Source organism: Butyrivibrio sp. AE3004, from assembly GCF_000703165.1.
GTDB lineage: Bacteria > Bacillota > Clostridia > Lachnospirales > Lachnospiraceae > Butyrivibrio.
The window spans coordinates 3,128,630-3,149,111 of record NZ_JNLQ01000002.1 but is presented as its reverse complement, the minus strand read 5'-3'; the positions used below and the strand labels follow the sequence as shown (position 1 = coordinate 3,149,111).

Annotated in this window: 15 protein-coding genes; 13 read left to right on the top strand and 2 right to left on the bottom strand. The window is 41.1% G+C overall.

The genetic code is table 11. From position 1 onward, the window contains the following. Positions 1-16: 16 nt before the first annotated feature. The 7 genes from BV60_RS0116490 to BV60_RS0116455 all read left to right on the top strand — a co-directional run bounded on the left by BV60_RS0116490 (position 17) and on the right by BV60_RS0116455 (position 11,441). Positions 17-1,462: an ABC transporter permease subunit gene (locus BV60_RS0116490; RefSeq protein ID WP_081846731.1), complete on the top strand. Its 1,446-nt coding sequence runs from the start codon at positions 17-19 to the stop codon at positions 1,460-1,462. 11 nt (positions 1,463-1,473) lie between these two features. Continuing rightward, entirely contained in the window at positions 1,474-2,451 is a 978-nt protein-coding gene (locus BV60_RS0116485) for a carbohydrate ABC transporter permease (RefSeq protein WP_330376315.1), read from the top strand. Positions 2,452-2,555: 104 nt separating this feature from the next. Next, entirely contained in the window at positions 2,556-4,433 is a 1,878-nt protein-coding gene (locus BV60_RS0116480) for an extracellular solute-binding protein (protein ID WP_029323502.1), read from the top strand. Between the two features lie 198 nt (positions 4,434-4,631). Next, on the top strand, positions 4,632-6,293 hold the full coding sequence (locus tag BV60_RS0116470) for a response regulator transcription factor (RefSeq protein ID WP_029323498.1): 1,662 nt from the start codon (positions 4,632-4,634) through the stop codon (positions 6,291-6,293). Positions 6,294-6,315: 22 nt separating this feature from the next. Continuing rightward, positions 6,316-8,346, top strand: coding sequence for a beta-galactosidase (locus tag BV60_RS0116465; RefSeq protein WP_029323496.1), 2,031 nt, complete (start codon positions 6,316-6,318; stop codon positions 8,344-8,346). A gap of 47 nt (positions 8,347-8,393) precedes the next feature. Then, positions 8,394-10,481, top strand: coding sequence for a beta-glucosidase (locus BV60_RS0116460; RefSeq protein ID WP_051656808.1), 2,088 nt, complete (start codon positions 8,394-8,396; stop codon positions 10,479-10,481). A 141-nt stretch (positions 10,482-10,622) separates the two neighbouring features. Beyond that, entirely contained in the window at positions 10,623-11,441 is an 819-nt protein-coding gene (locus BV60_RS0116455; protein WP_029323492.1) for a phosphatase, read from the top strand. Positions 11,442-11,532: 91 nt separating this feature from the next. Here BV60_RS0116455 and BV60_RS0116450 read toward each other — a convergent pair whose 3' ends face one another. Next, positions 11,533-12,792, bottom strand: a complete 1,260-nt coding sequence (locus BV60_RS0116450; RefSeq protein WP_029319159.1) for an IS110 family transposase — start codon at positions 12,790-12,792, stop codon at positions 11,533-11,535. Between the two features lie 315 nt (positions 12,793-13,107). Here BV60_RS0116450 and BV60_RS0116445 point away from each other — a divergent pair, with 315 nt between their 5' ends. The 6 genes from BV60_RS0116445 to BV60_RS23245 all read left to right on the top strand — a co-directional run bounded on the left by BV60_RS0116445 (position 13,108) and on the right by BV60_RS23245 (position 19,723). Continuing rightward, the gene (locus BV60_RS0116445; RefSeq protein WP_029323490.1) at positions 13,108-14,259 is read left to right on the top strand and encodes an ABC transporter ATP-binding protein; all 1,152 of its coding nucleotides are present in this window, start codon (positions 13,108-13,110) and stop codon (positions 14,257-14,259) included. A gap of 30 nt (positions 14,260-14,289) precedes the next feature. Next, positions 14,290-15,189: a carbohydrate ABC transporter permease gene (locus BV60_RS0116440; RefSeq protein ID WP_029323488.1), complete on the top strand. Its 900-nt coding sequence runs from the start codon at positions 14,290-14,292 to the stop codon at positions 15,187-15,189. 32 nt (positions 15,190-15,221) lie between these two features. Further along, positions 15,222-16,097: a carbohydrate ABC transporter permease gene (locus tag BV60_RS0116435; protein WP_029323487.1), complete on the top strand. Its 876-nt coding sequence runs from the start codon at positions 15,222-15,224 to the stop codon at positions 16,095-16,097. After that, positions 16,094-17,755 (top strand): ABC transporter substrate-binding protein, encoded by a 1,662-nt coding sequence (locus BV60_RS0116430; protein ID WP_029323485.1) that lies wholly within the window; start codon positions 16,094-16,096, stop codon positions 17,753-17,755. The genes BV60_RS0116435 and BV60_RS0116430 overlap by 4 nt, the downstream gene beginning before the upstream one ends. A 71-nt stretch (positions 17,756-17,826) precedes the next feature. Next, a complete protein-coding gene (locus BV60_RS0116425) occupies positions 17,827-18,717 on the top strand; it encodes a hypothetical protein (RefSeq protein ID WP_029323483.1) in 891 nt (296 codons plus the stop codon). Between the two features lie 250 nt (positions 18,718-18,967). Beyond that, positions 18,968-19,723: a hypothetical protein gene (locus BV60_RS23245; RefSeq protein ID WP_029323481.1), complete on the top strand. Its 756-nt coding sequence runs from the start codon at positions 18,968-18,970 to the stop codon at positions 19,721-19,723. Here the strand turns inward: BV60_RS23245 and BV60_RS22840 are convergent. Continuing rightward, positions 19,620-20,465 (bottom strand): aldo/keto reductase family protein, encoded by an 846-nt coding sequence (locus tag BV60_RS22840; RefSeq protein WP_081846729.1) that lies wholly within the window; start codon positions 20,463-20,465, stop codon positions 19,620-19,622. The two genes, BV60_RS23245 and BV60_RS22840, sit on opposite strands and share 104 nt — an antisense overlap. Between the last annotated feature and the right edge of the window lie 17 nt (positions 20,466-20,482).

Below are 20,482 nucleotides of genomic sequence, written 5' to 3'. Positions count from 1 at the left end.
TTTTAATTTTGGGAGGATGAAAAAAGTGAAAAAGGAAAAAGTGGCACAAATTGCCTATTACCCCTATCGAATCATTTCAGTAGCACTTCTCGTGATCCTGTTTTTTCCGGGATTAAATGTAGCGAGAGTAAGTGGTCTTATCAATAGGAGCACATCGCTTCTTACATCAGGTTTTTCCTACAGTAATTTAATAGCAAACTTTGGAAGAGCATTCAGAAAGGGCTGGGTTCTGGAGTCTACAATGAGGCTTCTTAACATCTCCAGTCTTGCAATCTGCATAGGCATTATCGCATGTGCAGTCGGAGCTTGTCTCTCTCTTGGAAACAGAAAGTGCAAATTTGCGGGAAATATCATTAGTACTGTCGGTGCTGTGATCTCAGCCTGCTCCATGGGAGGCATCTGGTCAGCATATTTTCAGATTGCTGCAACAACAAAGCCATCCAAGGTTGAGCCGATGTTTCAGAATTTCTTCTACATCATGCTGGCACTTCTTGTGGCAATGGCGATTATCTCGGTAGCGGTTCTTTTCCTTGTGGGAAGACCGAAGAAGGATGAAAAATTTGAGATGGAAACAAGATTTAAATTATTTCTTATGTTCCTCCCATTCATTCTTTTGACATTTGTATTTTGCTACCTTCCTCTTTGGGGATGGAGATATGCATTCTTTGATTACAAGTCAGGCGATACACTTAGCATGAGTAACTTTGTTGGCTTTAAGTGGTTTGGACAGCTGGTTCGAAACAAGTCGACAACCAGAGATATTGTCAATGTTATGAAGAATACTCTTGCAATGAGCGGACTTGGAATTGCGACAAGCTGGATGCCTATGGCATTTGCGATTTTCCTTTCGGAGATTAAAAATCAAAGATTCAGGAGATTTGTCCAGACATTTACGACGATTCCAAACTTCATCAGCTGGGTACTTGTTTTCGCAATAGCGTTCTGTATCTTTTCAACAGATGGATTTATCAGTTCAATGATGATGAATCTGGGGATTTGGACCGAGGGTAAAAACTTCCTTATGAGCGGTTCACACACATGGTTGAAAATGCTTTTGTGGGGAATGTGGAAGGGACTTGGCTGGAGCGCGATCATTTATATAGCAGGCATCTCAGGTATTGACCAGCAGCTTTACGAAGCTGCAACAGTTGACGGTGCAGGGCGCTTTCAGAAGATGTGGCATGTAACAGTTCCCGGGCTGATGCCAACCTTCTATGTTCTGCTCCTAATGGCTGTGGCAGGAATCTTGTCCAACGGTATGGATCAGTATCTGGTATTTGAAAACTCATCCAATACAGCACAGATAACAGTACTTGATCTTTATGTTTACAAGATGGGTATTGTAAAAGGCGCAATTCCGCTCTCTACGGTGGTCGGAATGTTGAAATCGGTTATAAGTGTGACACTTTTATATGCAGCAAACACCATTAGTAAGGTGCTCCGCGGCGAGACAATTGTTTAAAGGAGTAAATAATGAGTAGCATGGCAAGTGCGGCAAGACTCGAAGCGAAGGCAGAGAGAGAGTATGAAAAAAAACACAATAAAATGATGAAAAAAAAGCCCGGAGACATAGTTTTTAATGTCCTGAATTATACAGTATTTGCGGCTTTTACACTAATATGTATTTTCCCGTTCTACTATCTTTTCATAAATACGATAAGTGACAACGAGCTTGTAAGAAAGGGATTGATAAATTTTGTTCCCAAGGGAATTCATTTTGAAAACTATATAAGACTTCTTCAGGTAAATGATCTGTTCGGATCTTTTGGAGTAACGCTTATGCGAACAGTACTGGGAACACTTTTTATGGTTCTCGCGTCTGCCTTTGTAGGATTTCTTGTAACACAAAAGGATATGTGGGGAAGAAGCTTCTGGTACAGATTTCTTGTAATCACCATGTACTTTAATGCAGGAATTATTCCCTGGTATCTGAACATGGCAATGCTGGGACTGACAAATTCTTTTTGGGCATATATAATCCCGGGAATCGTAGCTCCTTATAATATCATTCTTGTTAAGACATACATAGAGTCGGCAATTCCCGGAGAACTTCAGGAGAGTGCATCACTTGATGGCGCATCACATCTTAAAATCTTCTGGACGATCATCCTTCCGTTGTCAAAACCGATCCTTGCGACAATTGCAATATTCGGTGCGGTAGGACATTGGAATTCATTCCAGGATTCGCTGATACTTATGCAGTCGGCTCCAAAGCTCTATACATTGCAGCACAGACTGTATATCTACCTTAATACAACAAGTAATCTGTCAGCACTTATGAGTGCGGGAAGTACATCCGGTATTAGTAAGAGTGTTCTCGATTCTGCTCTTAACGGAAAAGTAATCAAATATACGATCGCTATGGTAACAATAATCCCGATCCTGCTTGTATATCCCTTCATGCAGAGATATTTCGAAAAGGGAATCATGATAGGAGCAGTTAAGGGATGATGAGGAGTCCCTTAGAGTACTGATTTTTTATGAAAAAGGAAAACAGACTTAAGGAAATTGCAGAAAGCAGTAATTCCTTAGGTCGAAATATAAAGGAGGAAGATATGAAAAAGAAGGTATTATCAATTCTGCTGGCATCTGTAATGACAGTATCACTGGCAGCCTGTGGAACAAGTAACCCTGCAGGAACAGCAGACACAGACAAGGAAGAGGCACAGGATGCGGAAGATTCCGCAGAGGAAGCTGAAGAAAACAGGGAAGAGGCAGACGAAGAGGAAGCAGAAAGCGCAGATGATGCAGAAGCTTCTGAGGACAAGGATGATGCAGAAAACGATTCTGCAGAAGAGTCAGGTGATCTTGAAGGGGATTTATCTGATATCATCCCGAAGGAGACAGTAACACTTGATGTATATGATCAGCTTGCAAACTATTCGGGTGAGCAGACCGGCTGGTTTGGAAAGGTTATGCTTGATAAGTTTAACGTTAAGCTTAACATTATTCCGGAAAATGACGGTGTTTATGATACACGTATGGAATCAGGAAACCTTGGTGACCTTGTAATCTGGGGAAATGACGGAGACCAGTATCAGCAGGCTGTAGACAAGGGAATGCTTTTCGATTGGGAAGAGGATGAGCTTCTAAATGATTACGGCCCGTATATTAAGGCAAACATGGAATCTGCAATAGAGAAAAATAAGAGCATTTCATCAGACGGAAAACTTTATGGTCTCGGACATGATATAACAAAATCCGCAAAGGATCCCGGATCATTCATGTATACATGGGATCTTCGCTATGATCTTTACAAAGAAATCGGATCACCTGAGATTAAGGATCTTGACGGACTTGTAGATGTACTTGCACAGATGAAGGAAGCATGCCCTACAGATGATAACGGTAACCCGACCTATGGCGTATCTCTGTTCAATGACTGGGACGGCGACATGGTTATGTTCGTAAAATCAACAGCAACAGCATATTTTGGATATGATGAGTTTGGTCTTGGTTTATATGATCCCAAGACTCAGAGCTTCCATCCGGTACTTGAGGAGAACGGACCTTATCTTACAGCACTTAAATTCTATAACACATTATATCAGAAGGGACTTCTTGATCCCGATTCACAGACACAGGGATTCAACGGAATGCAGGAAGATTACCAGAATGGTACAGCTTTCCTCAATGTGTTTAACTTCATGGGATCAGCTCTTTACAACACACCTGACCACCTTGCAGCAGGAAAAGGAATGTTCCCTGTAAAACCTGCAGAAGCAACACCTATCAGATATGGTCTTAGTGTATATGGTGGAAACAGAATCTGGTCAATCGGTGCAAATACAGAGTATCCTGAACTTTGCATGGCAATCATTAACTGGCTCTCAACACCTGAGGGACGCATGACAGCAGAGTATGGCCCTAAGGATGTATGCTGGTATTATGATGAGAACGGAAAAACTTGCTTTACAGACACAGGTCTTGCATGCAAGACAGATATCTCAACAGAGATGGGCAACGGTTATGAAGGTACATATGATGACGGTTCCTTCAAGATGAACAACACAACATGGGCACTTGATGCTCCTAACCCTGACAGCAAGGGTGAGACATTTAACTACCGCAACTGGGCAAGCTACTCAACAGAAGCTGGCTCTGATATTGAGAAACAGTGGAGAGATTTTGCAGGTGCCAATACACCTGACCTTTACCTTGATAAGCAGGATTATATCCTTTCACCCGGAACAATGTACACAGGTGGCGTTCGTTCAGACGAGCTCCAGGTTGTATGGGATCAGGTTGCAACCTGCGTAAAGGATAACTCATGGAAGGCAATCTACGCCGAATCAGATGAAGAATTCGATAAGATTGTTGCAGACATGATTCAGCAGGCCGATGAATACGGCTATGATGAGTGCATAGAGTTCCAGGAGAACGAAGCAAAGCTCCGCGCTGAAGCTGAGAATGCAGCTCTTGCTGAAAACTAATAAGTTTACATTACCTCCCATTTTCGGTGTTTTGTTTCTTGGAAAGCTGCGGCCAATGTGTCGCAGCTTTTCTTTTGGGCAGCTATTTGCAGACTGCTTTTCCGAAGAGGAGGATTTATTGAAATTTAACGAATATATTAAAACCATTGTGATAGAATGATAATTAGCAGACTGGAAACTAATTGGAAGGAGATCTGCATGCAAACCGTACTGATTGCGGATGATGAAGAAAATATCAGAGAGGGAATTAAGCTGATCATAGATTGGGAAGAGCTTGGATTTGAAATTGCGGGTACAGCTTCAAACGGTGAGGAAGCTCTCTCGGCAATATCAAAACTAAATCCTTCACTGGTTGTTATGGACATGCAGATGCCCAAAATTCACGGAATAGATGTAATAAAGAAGGCCAGAGCTTCAGGATATGAGGGATATTTCATTATATTATCGGGGTATTCCAATTTTTCTTATGCTCAGGATGCCATAAGAAACAGAGTAACAAACTATATCACAAAGCCGGTGGACGAGGATGAGCTTTATGATACGGTTAAACGAATAAAAGAAGAAATAGATAAAAGTGTCAAAGAAGGACGACGCTCCGGACAGATGAGAAATAAGGCAAGAAGCGTTGTAATAAGTGAGCTTCTTTTGGGAACCTATTTCGATAAAAGTGAAACATCCGATACTTTTTTACCGGAGGATAGGCGAGAGGAGCTTTTATCACTGCATCTTTATTATCCTCTCTATCAGGTTGTGATACATGAGACGTACCACTCGGGGAAAAAAGAAAAAAGCAGAGATATTGATTTTTCAAAGAGTAAATTGATGGAAGGAGCTTTGGATTACAAACTTACAGATCTTCTTCCGACTTTTCTTGATGAGAGCAGTTACGAAACTCTTAAAGTAGGAGACTATGAGTGTATTCTTTTGAAAGGAAAGGCTGCAGTATCAAGATTTGACGATTTTATACAGCATTTTGAAAAGGCACCCATAGAAAACGACAGCCCGCTTGATGATATTTTCATAGCAATAGGAACTTCAGAGGAGTCACCTATAAGAATAGAAAAATCCTTTGAATCTGCCAAGCTCCTTGCAAAAAGAAGGTTCTTTTGTGATGAGGGAGAGCATTTTGTACGGGCAGTAAGGAAAGCAGGAAACGAAGAACCTACCGAAAGCAGTTATGAGGACATAATCTCGGAGGACTTAAAAGAATCACAGCAGCTTGTGACAAATAAAATACTGGATGCTGTCATTGCCGGAAACAGAACAGCAATGATCAACTGTGCTGAAGAGCTTTATGATTTTATTAAAGAAAAGATACCTGCAAACTCAGATGCCTGTCTGTTTGCTACGGAAATACTTCTGCAGATAAAGGACAGACTTACAAAGCAGTATCCGATGCTTTCGGAGATTTTTGATTCTCATGCAGGGATAATAGAATTCATAGAGGGGCGTTTTTATCTGTACGAGATTATTCAGTATATGACCGAAACCATGGATAAAGTGCTCTTTAAACTGCATGAACATGCAGCATCAGAGAATATTATAGATGACATTATTTCATATACAGACAGAAACTATGCTCAGCCACTCACATTGGAGGATCTTGCTTCAAGGTTTGGCTATAACAGCGGATATCTCGGACGTTTATTTACAAGGACCACAGGTACCGGCTACAACTATTATCTGAATGAATGCCGAATTGCAAAGGCTAAGGAATTTCTGGCGGAAGGCAAATACAAGGTTTACGAGGTTGCCCAGCTTGTCGGCTACAATGACGTAGACTATTTCGGAAAGAAATTCCGCAAGCATGCAGGAATGACTCCCGCTGAATTTAGAAGACAAATGAAAGAAAGCAAATAAATAATAGGATAAAGGAGGCGAAATGAACTGGAATGACAATTTGAAAAAGGTTCCCTATGGGGGAGATTACAACCCGGAGCAATGGCCGGAGGATGTCTGGGAAGAGGACATGAAGCTGTTTAAGCAGGCAGGTATCGATACTGTAACGCTTAATGTTTTTTCATGGGCTTCAATACAGCCATCTGAGGACGAGTATGATTTTGATAGATTAGATAAAATAGTTAATCTTGTTACGGAAAACGGCATGAATATAATCATGGCAACGTCAACAGGTGCACATCCCGCATGGATGGCAAAGCGCCATCCGGATATTCTAAGAACTGATTTTGAGGGAAGGAAGAGAAAATTCGGAGGACGACATAATTCCTGTCCTTCAAGTCCTACTTACCGCTTGTATGCTTCAAGACTTGCAGCAAGACTGGCAGAGCATTACAAAAATCAGGAAAACATAATAGCCTGGCACATCTCCAATGAATTTGGCGGTGAGTGCTACTGTGAAAACTGCGAGAGAGCTTTCAGGGAATGGGTTCAGGACAGATATAAAACAATTGAGGATGTTAATAAAGCCTGGAACACTTCATTTTGGGGCCATACTTTTTATGATTATGAGGAAATAGTTCTTCCGAATGCACTTTCGGAAGAAAGCGTTTGGGGTGGAAGGCTTCATACGGATTTCCAGGGAATTTCAATAGATTACAGAAGATTCATGTCAGATGCCATTCTTTCATGCTATTGCCTTGAGAGAGATGAGATTAAAAAGATAATTCCAGATGCGCAGATTACAACTAATCTGATGGCATTCTTTAAACCGCTTGATTACAGGAAATGGGCTAAAGAAATGGATTTTGTTTCCTGGGATAATTATCCGCAGCCCACGGATTCACCTGCCAGAATAGCAATGAGCCACGATCTTATGAGAGGTGTCGGAGACGGAGCACCCTTTGCCCTTATGGAGCAGACACCAAGTGTTACAAACTGGCAGCCTTATAATTCCCTGAAGAGACCCGGGGTTATGAGGCTTTGGAGCTATCAGGCAATGGCGCATGGTGCTGACAGTATTCTTTTTTTCCAGATGAGAAGAAGCATCGGTGCCTGTGAAAAATACCACGGTGCAGTAATAGACCATGTGGGAACAGGCAATACCAGAGTGTTTAAGGAAGTTACAGAGCTTGGAAAAGAGCTGTGGGAAATCGGCAGATGCTCAATCGGAATGCGTACGGAAGCGGATGTGGCAGTCATGTTTGACTGGGATAACTGGTGGGCTACAGAGCTTTCGGCAGGCCCCACAAATGACATGAACTACAAGGAGACGATAACAACATATTATGAATCACTCCGTAAACTCAATGTGAATGTAGACCTTATATCTCAGGATTCCGATCTGTCAAAATACAAGGTTGTAATAGCTCCGCTTCTGTATATGGTGAAGGGAGACCTTGATCAGAGAATAAGGTCGTTCATTGAAAACGGCGGGAGCTTTGTGACAGGAGTTTTCAGTGGTTATGTAAATGAAAGTGACCTTGTTGTAACAGGAGGATATCCCGGAAAGCTCAGAGACATTTTGGGAATATGGGTTGAGGAAACAGATGCATTTCCTCCGGAAAAGCATAACCACTTCAGTTATCACGGGCAGAGATACTTCGCAAGAAAGCTATGTGACCTGGTACATCTTGAAGGTGCGAAGATGCTTGATGATTATGGCTTCCTTGAAGATTTTTATCAGGGTATGCCGGTACTTACATCAAGAAAGCTTGGAAGTGGAAGGGCGTACTATATTGCAACAGAGTCGGATGAGGATTTCAGAGCATCATTTCTTACAGATGTACTCTCCAAGGCAGGCGTTCATCCTCTTACCTTCACTTCAAGTGATGTAGAGGTTACCAGTAGGGAAAATGACGAAGAAAAGATTTTGTATGTGTTAAACCATGGTGACAGCGAAGGTATTTATGAGCTTCACGAGGATGGTACAGAGCTTATCAGCGGTATAGAGCTTGCATCAGGAATGCATCGTATAGCAGCCAAGGATGTACACATAATAAAACGAGCAAAATAGAAAAACTAAATAGCAGGATGTCAGTGAAACTGACGGATGAGGTAAATATGGAAGGAACAATACAATCACTTAAATACAGGGCAGAAGAAATACTTGAAGCTCTTACACTTGATGAAAAGATAGGTATGATCCATGGAAATGAACTTTTCAAAACAAAGGGAGTTCCCCGCCTTGGAATTCCACCGCTTGTTATGTCCGATGGCCCCATGGGAGTTCGTGCGGAATTTCGTCCAAGTGAGTGGATACCCGTTGGAAACACTGATGATTATGTGACTTATCTTCCCTGTAACAGTGCGGTGGCTGCTACATGGAACAGAAATCTTGCCTCAAGAACGGGAAGTGTTCTTGGCGAGGAGGCAAGAGGAAGAGGCAAGGATGTGATACTTGCACCGGGAATCAACCTGAAAAGATCTCCTTTATGCGGAAGGAATTTTGAATATTTCAGTGAGGACCCGTATCTTACATCAGAACTTGCTTCGGAGTATATAAAGGGCGTTCAAAACTGGGATGTTTCGGCATGCGTTAAGCATTTTGCGCTGAATCATCAGGAGACAGCAAGACTTGAAGTTGACGAAGAAATTGATGATGAGGTATTGAATGATCTTTATTTGCAGGTTTTCAAGGATGTAATAGAGAAAGGAAATCCTTACAGTATCATGACAGCCTATAACAAGATTAAGGGCGAGTATTGTAGCGAGAGCAAGTTTTTGCTTAACGAGACTTTGAGAAAACAATGGGGCTATCAGGGCTTTGTTGTTTCAGATTGGGGTGCGGTGCATGATACTGTGAAAGCAGCGGAAGCAGATATAGATTGTGAGATGTCAGTTACTGACAATTTTGATGATTATAAGCTCGCCAATCCTTTAAAGGAGAAAGTTCTTAGCGGAGAAATAGATGAAGAGTTGATTGACAGGAAAGTAATCAGAATCCTCATTTTGATGTTAAGACTTAATATGCTTGACGAGGATGTGATGATAAGAAAAGAAGGACCTTACAATTCCTTTGCGGCAAGGCAGGATTGCCTTGATATTGCACGTGGAAGCGTTGTCTTGTTAAAAAATGAAGATAATACACTTCCTTTGGCAAGGCCCTTAATTAAGACGAAAAAGATACTTGTTATCGGTGAAAATGCCAACAGAATTCATTCAAACGGTGGAGGTAGCGCAGAGATAAAGGCGCTTTATGAAATCTCTCCGCTCATGGGATTAAAGGGAAGACTGGGAGGTGCTGCAACAGTTGATTACTTAAGGGGATATGCAAGCTCTATCAAGGAAAATGCTACTCCTGACGGAACGAACTGGCAGGCCATCAGTCTTGAAAATGAAGGCGGAAAAACCGCTGATGCAGAGACAAAGGAAAGAGAATTATCAGAATATAGAAAACAACTGCGAGATGAAGCGCTTGAAGCATGTGCTGATTATGACAAGATCATTTTTGTAGGAGGTCTTAATCACGACATCGATTCAGAAGGGCTTGATAGAAAAGATATCTCTCTTCCATATGAGCAGAATGAGCTTTTGGAAGCACTTTTGGAAAAACGACCGGATGCGATAGTTGCCATGATCGGAGGCGGTGTCGTTGATATGACAAGATGGCTTGATAAGTGCAAGGCTCTTATCTGGATGTATTATAACGGAATGGAGGGTGGAAATGCCTTAGCAGAGGTAATCCTTGGAGATATCAATCCATGCGGACATTTGCCGGAAACCTTCTATTGTTCTGAAAAAGATTCCTCTGCTATCAGTGTTGGTGATTTCGGAGACAGCCGTATGGTTCATTATCGGGAGGGATTCCATATAGGATATCGTCACATCCATAAGGAGAAGATACCTGTTCAGTTTCCTTTTGGATATGGACTTTCTTTTTCGGATTTTGAGATAAACAGCCTCTCATATAACACAGGAAGACATGCAGTAAAGGGAAGGCTTATTAACAAATCAAGTGAGGACGGCGCCGAGATAATTCAGATTTACAGATTGCCTGATGATCAGCATGATTATCTGGAACTTGTAGGTTTTGAAAAGGTTTACCTTCGCGCAAATTCGGAAATAGATTTTGAGGTGAACGTTCGTGACAGAGTTGGTATAGGTAAATATGCCGCAGGTTTTAACAGCAGAGACCTCACAGAAATTTGACAGAACTTTTTTAGAGTCACCTCGTTTGAGGTGACTCTATTTAGCTTTTTGGGAAATTACTCTGTAATTCCTATCTTCTATGGTAAAATCGGGAAAATCTGCTATCATGAATAGAGAAAATATGAGGTTTTAGGGGGGAACATGCTTAATATCAAATGCGATCTGCATACACATACTTTGTATTCTGCGCACGCATATTCCACAATTGAAGAAAATGTAAGGGAAGCGCAGGCTGTAGGACTTGAACTTATTGCAAGTACAGACCATTTCAGTTCAATGGTGGTTGCTGAGGATGAAGACCTAAGGTCATATCAGTTTTTTACAAATCAGGGATGCTGGAAGAGAACCTGGCACGGAATTAAAGTTCTTAGAGGCTGTGAGGTTGATATAGTCAATCCCGATGGATATCTGTTTGGAATGGGACTTCCCATAAAGAAATCGATTGTGGGAGATCCATATAAGGATGACAAGGACTTGTTTCAGCGGACGACAGAGCGCCTTGATTTTATAATCGCAAGTGTTCACGGCAAATGGGGATTGCAGGGGATAACCAGGTCGCAGGCAACTCAGATGTATATTACTGTTCTTGAAGATCCGAGAATCCTTATGCTGGGACATATCGGAAGGGCAGGTATCCCATTTGATGTGGATGAAGTCCTTAAAAGAGCAAAGGAGCTTCACAAACCGATTGAAATAAATGAGCACAGTGTCATCTGGAGCGGCGATGTGGCTGAGAGATGTAAGGAAATCGCAGTCAGATGTGCAGAGCTCGGAACTACTGTATGTGTGAATACAGATGCGCATATTGCTACGGATGTCGGAAGATTTCCGACAGCTACAGCAATGCTTGAGGAGATACATTTCCCGCAGGAGCTTATTATGAACAGGGATAGCGACAGCTTTTTAGAGCAATACTACGCTGCGGGATTTCCGAGGATAGAGTTTGAGGAGAAAGTTTGAAACAGAGAGGTAGCGGATAGGAATAAAGTTTAGGGCATGACAAATAAACCACCTGGAGGTGGTCGAAAAATTAAATATTTAGGCTAAAGATCTACGATGTCACTTCTGCAAGATCATCTTTGATGATAAAACCTCTGGACTTCAATAGATTGAGAGCCTGAGTTGTTGTAAGAGTTTTCTTCTCTTCAGCAGGCTTCTGAATAAGATAACCATCATGGGTATAGGACTTAAGATCTGTGAGTATGTGCCAGATAGCGGTCAGGAGCATACGGCAGATGGCAATGATGGCTTTCTTGTGACCACGATGTGATTTAATACGGCGATAACGTTCTGTGATTTCAGGATGCTTCTTGGATTTGATCAAAGCATTTGCAACTTGCACCAATACTGGTTTAAGATAACTACCAGCACGGGAAATCCTAGTGGATTTGATTTTGAAATTGCTTTGGTCATTGCGTGGACAGCAGCCAGCCCAGGAAACAAGGTGCTTGTCTGTGGGGAAGACGGACATATCGCCACCTATTTCTGAAAGTATCTGTATTGCCGTGAATGGATTTTTATCCAAACCCGGAACTGTACGAATCAGGGCAAGAGCATCGTTGTATGGATCAGAAACACGAAAGATTTCCCGCTCTATTTCATTCTTGTGTTTCTCTAACTCATCTATGTGATCCAGACATTGGCGAAGCTTGATTGCTTGTTCTTCACAGATTGCACCATCAACGGCAGCCTGGATTTCTTCAATTGGATGCTTACATCGTCTGTCAACAAATGGAGAAACATCGAAACATTCTCCGGGATGCTTAAGAATATATTCAGTTATGGATCTGGAAGATTTTCCAAATACATCAGTGAACACTTCATCAAGTTTAAGATTTGATACTGTGAGACAATTAAGAGCGCGATTCTTCTCACCTGTGATCATACAGGAAATCTTGAATCGGTATCTCACCAGATCTCTAAGATGACGGATGTCAGCTGGTGGAATGAAGGAAGGCTTGATCATGTCGCACATGAATAAGTCACATATCCATTTTGCGTCCTTACGGTCGGTCTTATTACCTTTTTGTGGTTTTGTATATTTGGGATGAGCAAGTACGACATTGCAAGTCTTTTCAAGGATATTAAAAACAGGTATCCAGTACTTGCCGGTAGATTCCATGCAGACATCAATGCAATGATGCTTGGTAAGCCACTCAGCAAGTTCACGCAATCCTCTTGAGAAGGATGAGAACCTTTTCTCAAAATACTCAGTGCGGCCATTTGCATCGGTAATGCCAATGCATGCAAAGATCCAGGTTTTGTGGACATCAAGTCCACAGCAGTTCTTTCGAAAGATTTTAAATGCCAATAGATAACCTCCTGTCAAATTTTATCGTTGTAATGCTGACAGTGACTGGTCATCCGGCGAAATCGAGACAACTTCGGAAGAGATAAGTTTACGGGCTACGTTATGCGCCATTCGTTGATGCCTTTACAGATGACCGACAACATATAAGTATGCGAGGTAGCCGCTATACCGCCCCGCCACTCACCTCCACGTGTTCTGTAGTGTGTCAGCCTTACAAACAAAGAATAAAACAGGAAACTTTAAAATAGAAGATGGTGAAAGACGCAGGGTTTCATAACCCCGTTGGTGTCTTTCACAGAAAGACGGTTAATAAGTATGAAAATAGTATTAGAAGGTCTTACAAAAAGATTCCCTAATTTGAATAAAAAAATAAAAGAGGAAGTAACAGCAGTAAAGGATTTTACCCATGAGATACCTGATGGGAAACTTATAGGTCTCCTTGGTCCCTCAGGCTGCGGGAAAAGTACTGTCCTTAATCTTATTAGCGGGCTTGAAAAGCCAACTTCCGGGAAAATTTATTTCGGAGATGATGATGTTACCAATCTCCCTCCCGAAAACAGAGGAGTAGGCCTTGTCTTTCAGAATTATGCGCTGTATCCGCATCTTAATGTAAGAGAGAATATCAGATTCCCTCTTGAAAACTTAAGAGGCAGGAACAAGCTTTCAAAGGATGAGATGAATAGAAAGGTCCTTGAGGTAGCGAAGCTTGTTCAGATAGAGGAACTATTGGACAGAAAGCCATCTGAGATGTCAGGAGGACAGCAACAGAGAGTGGCAATAGCAAGAGCTCTTGTAAAGAAACCAAGAGTCCTTTTGCTGGATGAGCCTTTGTCTAATCTTGATGCCAGACTAAGGCTTCAGACCAGGGAGGAGCTTAAGAGAATTCAGCTTGAGACCGGAATAACAACGATTTTTGTAACGCACGATCAGGAAGAAGCAATGAGCATCTGCGATAAAATAGTTGTTATGAAGGAAGGAGAGATAATGCAGCATGGTGCGCCGCAGGATGTTTATGACAATCCGGTAAATCTTTTTGTCGCTAAATTCCTTGGCACACCTCAGATAAATGTTTTTAAGGGCGAAGTTAAAGATAACGGGATCTATATCGGAAAAGATCGGGTTATAGAGACTGAACATGCTAAAAAAATGTCGGGTAAGGTATATGTTGCGATAAGACCCGAAGGCTTTGAAGCAGTATCTCCTACCGAAAAAGAAAAGAATGCCGCAGCATCTGTTGTTAAGGACAGCAGGTCAGAAATCCTTCATTGCGAATTTATGAAAATGGAGGTCATGGGACGTGATACAAGTATTATCTGCACAAATGAAGCTTTTGACGGAACGGTGATAAGAGCAATTGTTCCATCGGAAGAAAGACCGCAGTTTTTGGGAGGTGAAGTAGGCTTTAAACTTAAACCTTCAAAAGTCCATGTATTTGATCATGAAACGGAGACTAATATTGGCAAATAATCTTGCCTTTAAAAAGGGTGGTAACAATAGATGAGCACTAAAAAACAAACATTAACTGCATGGTTATGCCTTTTGCCGGCAATTATATTTCTTGGGGCATTTCTTGTATATCCTATGATTGATGTTTTTATTTATTCCTTTGAGGAAGGATATAATTATGCATCACAGAGTTATTTCGGAGTAGGAAGTTACAATTATTCCTATGTTCTTCACGACCCGTATTTTATCCGGGCATTGAAGAATACGTTCATAATTGTTCTTATAACAGTTCCTCTTTCTACGGCGATCGCACTGTTAATATCGCTGGCACTTAGTTCCATTAAGAAACTGAGGGAGTTTTTTCAGACTATATATTTTCTTCCTTATGTAACAAATACACTGGCAGTCGGCCTTGTTTTTATGATCCTTTTTCAGAAGACAGCCTATACGGACGGAATGGTAAATGTGCTCATAAATTTCTTTGGTGGTGAGAGCGTAGATTTCATAGACGGTCCGTATGCTGCAAAAATGTTTGTTATGTGTTTTTACACAATATGGGTTGTTCTACCGTTTAAAATCCTTATTTTAACAAGCTCACTTGCCTCGGTAAATCCGATTTATTATAAAGCAGCGCAGGTTGATGCCACCCCAAAGTGGAGAGTGTTTTATAAAATTACCCTTCCAATGATATCACCCATGATCTTTTATCTTGTGATCACCGGATTCATTGGAGCATTTAAGGCATATAGTGATGAGGTTGCTCTTTTTGGAACAGACCTCAATGCTGCAGGTATGAATACAATAGTGGGATATATCTACGATATGCTTTATGGTAACAGTGGAGGATATCCTTCATATGCATCTGCGGCTGCCATCATACTTTTTGCGATAGTGTTCACAATAACAGTTATAAATCTGCTTGTCAGCGAAAAGACAGTTTACTATCAATAAGAATTTATAAATATAACCGGGAAGATTGAGATATGTCTAAGGATAATAATATAGAAAAAATAGAAGCAAGTGATAGAGTAAAGAAGATATCCGGCGGGATTATCAAATATCTTTTTCTTATACTCTGGTCCCTTATAGTTATATTCCCTTTTTACTGGATGATAATTACATCCTTTAAAAGCTATAGTTCCTACAACAGTGAATTTGTTCCGAGGCTGATAGCGACTTCTCCTACACTTCAGAATTATGTGAGTGCATTTACCGAGGTTTCTCTTTTAAGGTATCTGATAAACACTTTTATATTTACCGTTTTTACAACGGCGATCATGCTGGCTATAGTTATTCTTTCAGCATTTGCGTTTTCCAGACTCGATTTTCCGGGAAAAAACCTGCTGTTTGCACTTTTTTTGTCACTGATGATGATACCGAACGAGCTTGTTATTATAACAAACTATGTGACAATTACTGATCTGAATATGCGCAATTCCTTCCCCGGATTAATTCTTCCTTCCGTGGTGTCTGTCTTTTACATCTATCTTTTAAAGGAAAATTTCGAGCAGATACCGGACGAACTTTACAAAGCGGCAAAGGTTGACGGCACAAGTGATATGCGCTATCTGTGGCGGGTTATGATTCCGATTTCCAAGCCTACAATAATTACTATAACGATCCTTAAGGTTATTGAGTGCTGGAACTCTTATGTATGGCCAAGACTTATAACAGATGACTCCGCATATTTTCTTGTATCCAACGGAATTCAGGAGATACGTGAGAATGGCTTTGGACGTGAAAATATTCCGGCAATGATGGCAGCAGTTGTTGTTATTTCCATGCCTCTCATGGTTTTGTTCCTTGTATTCAGAAAAAAGATTATGGCCGGAGTTGCAAGAGGAGGCACAAAGGGATGAGATTTGGAAAAAGACTACAGACTTTATGTATTGTTCCCATGCTCCTTTCGGCAGCTCTTTCAATAAGCGGCTGTCATGGAAGCAGAGAAGCCCATGGCTTTGAAATACCGGAAAGCTTTGACGAATCAAGAAAATATGAGATTACTTTCTGGGCAAAAAATGATACCAACAAGACTCAGACAAATATATACGAAAAAGCGATTGCTGATTTTGAAAAACTATATCCTAATATAGATGTAACTATCAGATTATATACGGATTATGGCAAAATATACAATGACGTAATCACGAACATATCAACAAACACCACACCCAATGTGTGCATAACATATCCTGATCATATAGCAACCTATCTGACAGGACAGGATACAGTTGTGCCTCTTGATGATCTCTTTAAAGATGAAAGGTACGGACTTGGGGGAAGTGAGGTTAAATTCGATGGACCTAAGGAGGATGAGATAATTCCTCAGTTTCTATCTGAGTGTAAGATTGGAGAAAACCATTATGCTGTACCTTATATGCGCTCAACAGAGGCTTGCTATGTGAATAAGGACTATGTCGAGAAACTGGGCTTTGAAATGCCAAAGGTACTGACCTGGGATTTTGTGTGGAAAGTTTCCGAAGCTGCAGCTAAGAAAAATGAGGATGGAACCTTTAAACTAAACGGGCAGAAAGTACTTATACCCTTTATCTATAAGTCAACCGACAATATGATGATACAAATGTTGAAGCAGCAAGGCGCAGACTATTCCGATTCGCTTGGAAATATTAAGCTTTTTAATGATACTACAAAAGGAAACTTAGAAACTATCGCACGTCATGCAAAGAGCGGAGCATTTTCGACATTTAAGATTTCAGGTTACCCGGCCAATTTCTTAAACGCAGGACAGTGTATTTTTGCGGTTGATTCTACGGCAGGATCTACATGGATGGGCACAAATGCCCCACTTTGTGATATTGCTAAGGATAAAATAGTAGATTTTGAAACTGTTGTATATCCTGTTCCGCAGATTGTGTCTACTGACAGCAGCTTGAAATATGAGGATGATTCAGACTATAAGCTGAGCGGTAATGAGAAGTTTGCCATGATTTCGCAGGGACCTTCACTTTGCGTTTTTAATAAGGATGATCCTCAGGAGGTGCTTGCATCCTGGCTGTTTGCACAATACATGCTGACAAATGATGTCCAGATAGCTTATGCACAAACGGAAGGGTATGTACCTGTGACCTCGAAGGCACAGGATTCTGAGAAATACCAGAATTATCTTGCAAAAGCGGGTGAAGATAATAAAACCTATTATGATATTAAGATAAAGGCTACAAGACTCCTGCTTGAAAACCAGCAGTATACATTTACCACAGATGTTTTTAACGGTTCTGCTTCACTCAGAGATGCTGCAGGGCAGCTTATAGAGAATGTAACTAAGGCTGTGCGCAGAAAAACCGAGATTGATGATGCTTATATAGATAAGCTTTATGAGGATACGAGCAGCTTGTATCATCTTGATCAAAGCAGTATGGTTGCTGCAGGTAAGGCAGAACTTGGAGAGCTTCCCATAGAATCCAGAAGGCTCATAGAAATACTTATCGGTGTATGGGGGCTTATCGGATTTTATTTAATAAGAAAATTTTATAGATTGCATAAATCCAAATTGTGATATAATAAGCGACGATAACGTAAATGGCAGTGAGCTATGATATGGCAGCTGACCTGTTAAGGAGGAGAATTATGAAAAAGAAGACAATTGCAACATTATTTACACTTGTTCTTGCATTTAGCGCAGTTGGATGCGGTGCAAAGAGCGAGCCTGCCACAGAAACAGCAGCAGAAGCTGAAACAACAGAGGATGCTGCTACTGAAGAAAGCACTGAGGAGGCTACGGCAGAGGCTTCTGAGGAAACTACTGAAGAGACAGCAGAAGAAGCTACTGAGGAAGCTGCAACAGAGGAGAGCACAGAGGCAACTGGTGATGTTATGACACATGCTGATTATGTTGCTGCAGATCTCGATTCAGAAGTTACAGTTGAGACTTATGTACAGGCTAAGCAGGGCTGGTGGGAGAATGAAGGCGTTGGTAACGCAACATTCTATACACAGGCTGAAGACGGTGCTTATTTCATTTACAACATGCCTTGCTCACAGGAAGAGTATGATAAGCTCGAAGCAGGCACAAAGATCAAGGTTACAGGTTATAAATCCGAGTGGTCAGGCGAAGTTGAAATTACAGATGCTAAGTTTGAGATTGAGGATGGAAACTATGTAGCAGAGGCTACAGATGTGACATCAATGCTTGCAGATGACAGCATTATCGATCACCAGAATGAGTACGTAGCTTTCACAGATATGGTAGTAGAAGCTTCAAAGGATGCTGATGGTAATGACGCTGCATTCCTTTACAACTATGATGGATCAGGTTCACAGGGTGATGACCTTTATTTCAACGTATCAGCTGATGGTAAGACATATACATTTACCGTAGAATCTTATCTTTGCGATAAGGATTCAGATGTATATAAGGCTGTTGAGAACCTTAAGGTTGGTGATACAGTTGATATGAAGGGATTCCTTTACTGGTATGAAGGTGTAAATCCTCATATTACAGAAGTAACAGTTAAATAATTCTGTTATCATAATTACGATTAATACTTACAAAAAAGCTGGAAAATGATATTTCATTTTTCGGCTTTTTTTGTACCTATAGATTCATATTTGTGGTATACTGATTTAGGGGAACCTACTACATGTTGTGGTTAGTTGATGTAGCAGGTCGACAGCTCTGTTGTATGAAAAATTGCGATAGATAATCCTTAATCCTGCTGGGGAGCGTTAAGGGATTAAGGATTATCAGAGTTTTGTTGGGGGAGTCATTATGGACTACGATTATTTGTCTTCCATAGTTTCAAATTACAGCAATTTAACTACTCTGAATTCCCTTGGGACAGGTGCTTTAGGAAGCATGTCCGGAAAGGGAATTTCTGCTATTTCAGGGCTTGGAAATGCGCTTGGCTTGTCGGATGATACATCTGCAATTTCCGGAGCAAGTACATTTTCCGCAATTCTTGATGCCGTAATGAAATCAGGCGAAACTGAAGAAATGGCAGATGCCGCATCTCAGAAACTCTCAAGTATAGCCGGTGCAGGCACGGACTCCGCTTTTGACGGGGAAGCCAGGAGCAATATGATACTTCAGAATTATCTGTATACTACGATGATGAAGGATTCCCTTCAAAATTCACTTACAGATAAAGCGGATTTTACCTCGGGACTTTTTTCGGGATTGGCAGTAGGCTCAGAGGATGAGGATAGTTCATCAATTCTTGGATCACTTAAAGACACAACACTTGGTGCTATTGGCAACTATTCTTCCTATAAATCACTTATGGATAATGCTCTTGGTGAAGAGGCTTTGGACACGATGGAAAACGTTCTTGGCAGTTCGTCCAAAACATCGGGTAGTGCTGATTCTGTAAAGGATTATAGTGAGCAGGGATCACTTCTTAGGGAGATGCTTAGCAGTCTTTCTAACGAACTAAGGAATATCCCAGTTTCTGTAGAATCTCAGGAGCCCGATAGAACTTCCGACTCGCATCTAAGGCTTCGATCTGCAACATATCGGCGGGCGTAAGACTGAAGTGATCGATATGCAGGTTTCTCTGAATATGGTCAGGGTTGGTTGATTTTACTACTGAAATATGACCCATCTGATAATGCCACTTAAGAATAATCTGCTGAACTGTAGTGTGATGCGAGGTTGCGATATTCATTAGTACATCATTATTTAATAATAACGGGTTTCCGCGTCCGAGCGGATAACGTGCTTCAAGCTGAATGTTCTCTTCATTCAGCTTTTTTTGTATATGTTTTTGTTGTAAAAACGGATGACATTCAACCTGATCAACGACAGGCCTTATGTTCGCCAAACTACATAGTTCATCTATTGATCTGCGTGTGAGGAAATTACAGACACCTATGGATTTAACAAGCCCTTCTTCAACTGCGCCCTCCAGCTGCTTCCAGGCTCCCTGCCATCCATTAACGATAGGAGTTTCAATTAATACCATATCAAGGTAATCTGTTCTTAATTTTTTTAAGGAACGTTCTATATTTCTTTTTACCCTATTGTTTTTATAGCAGAAGGGATAAATTTTGGACGTGATAAATAATTCAGATCTGGAAATCGGCATCTCTGAAATGGCAAGTCCTATGGAATCCTGATTGTGAAAGGTAGGAGAGGTATCAATAAGTCTGTTTCCTGCCATGACAGAATGGAGCACAACCTGTTCACATATATCAGGATCGTCCAATCCTTTTGTACCTATACCCTGAATAGGTATTTCCATATGGTTATTTAAAAGAACTGTTTCCATAAAAAATCCTCAACTTA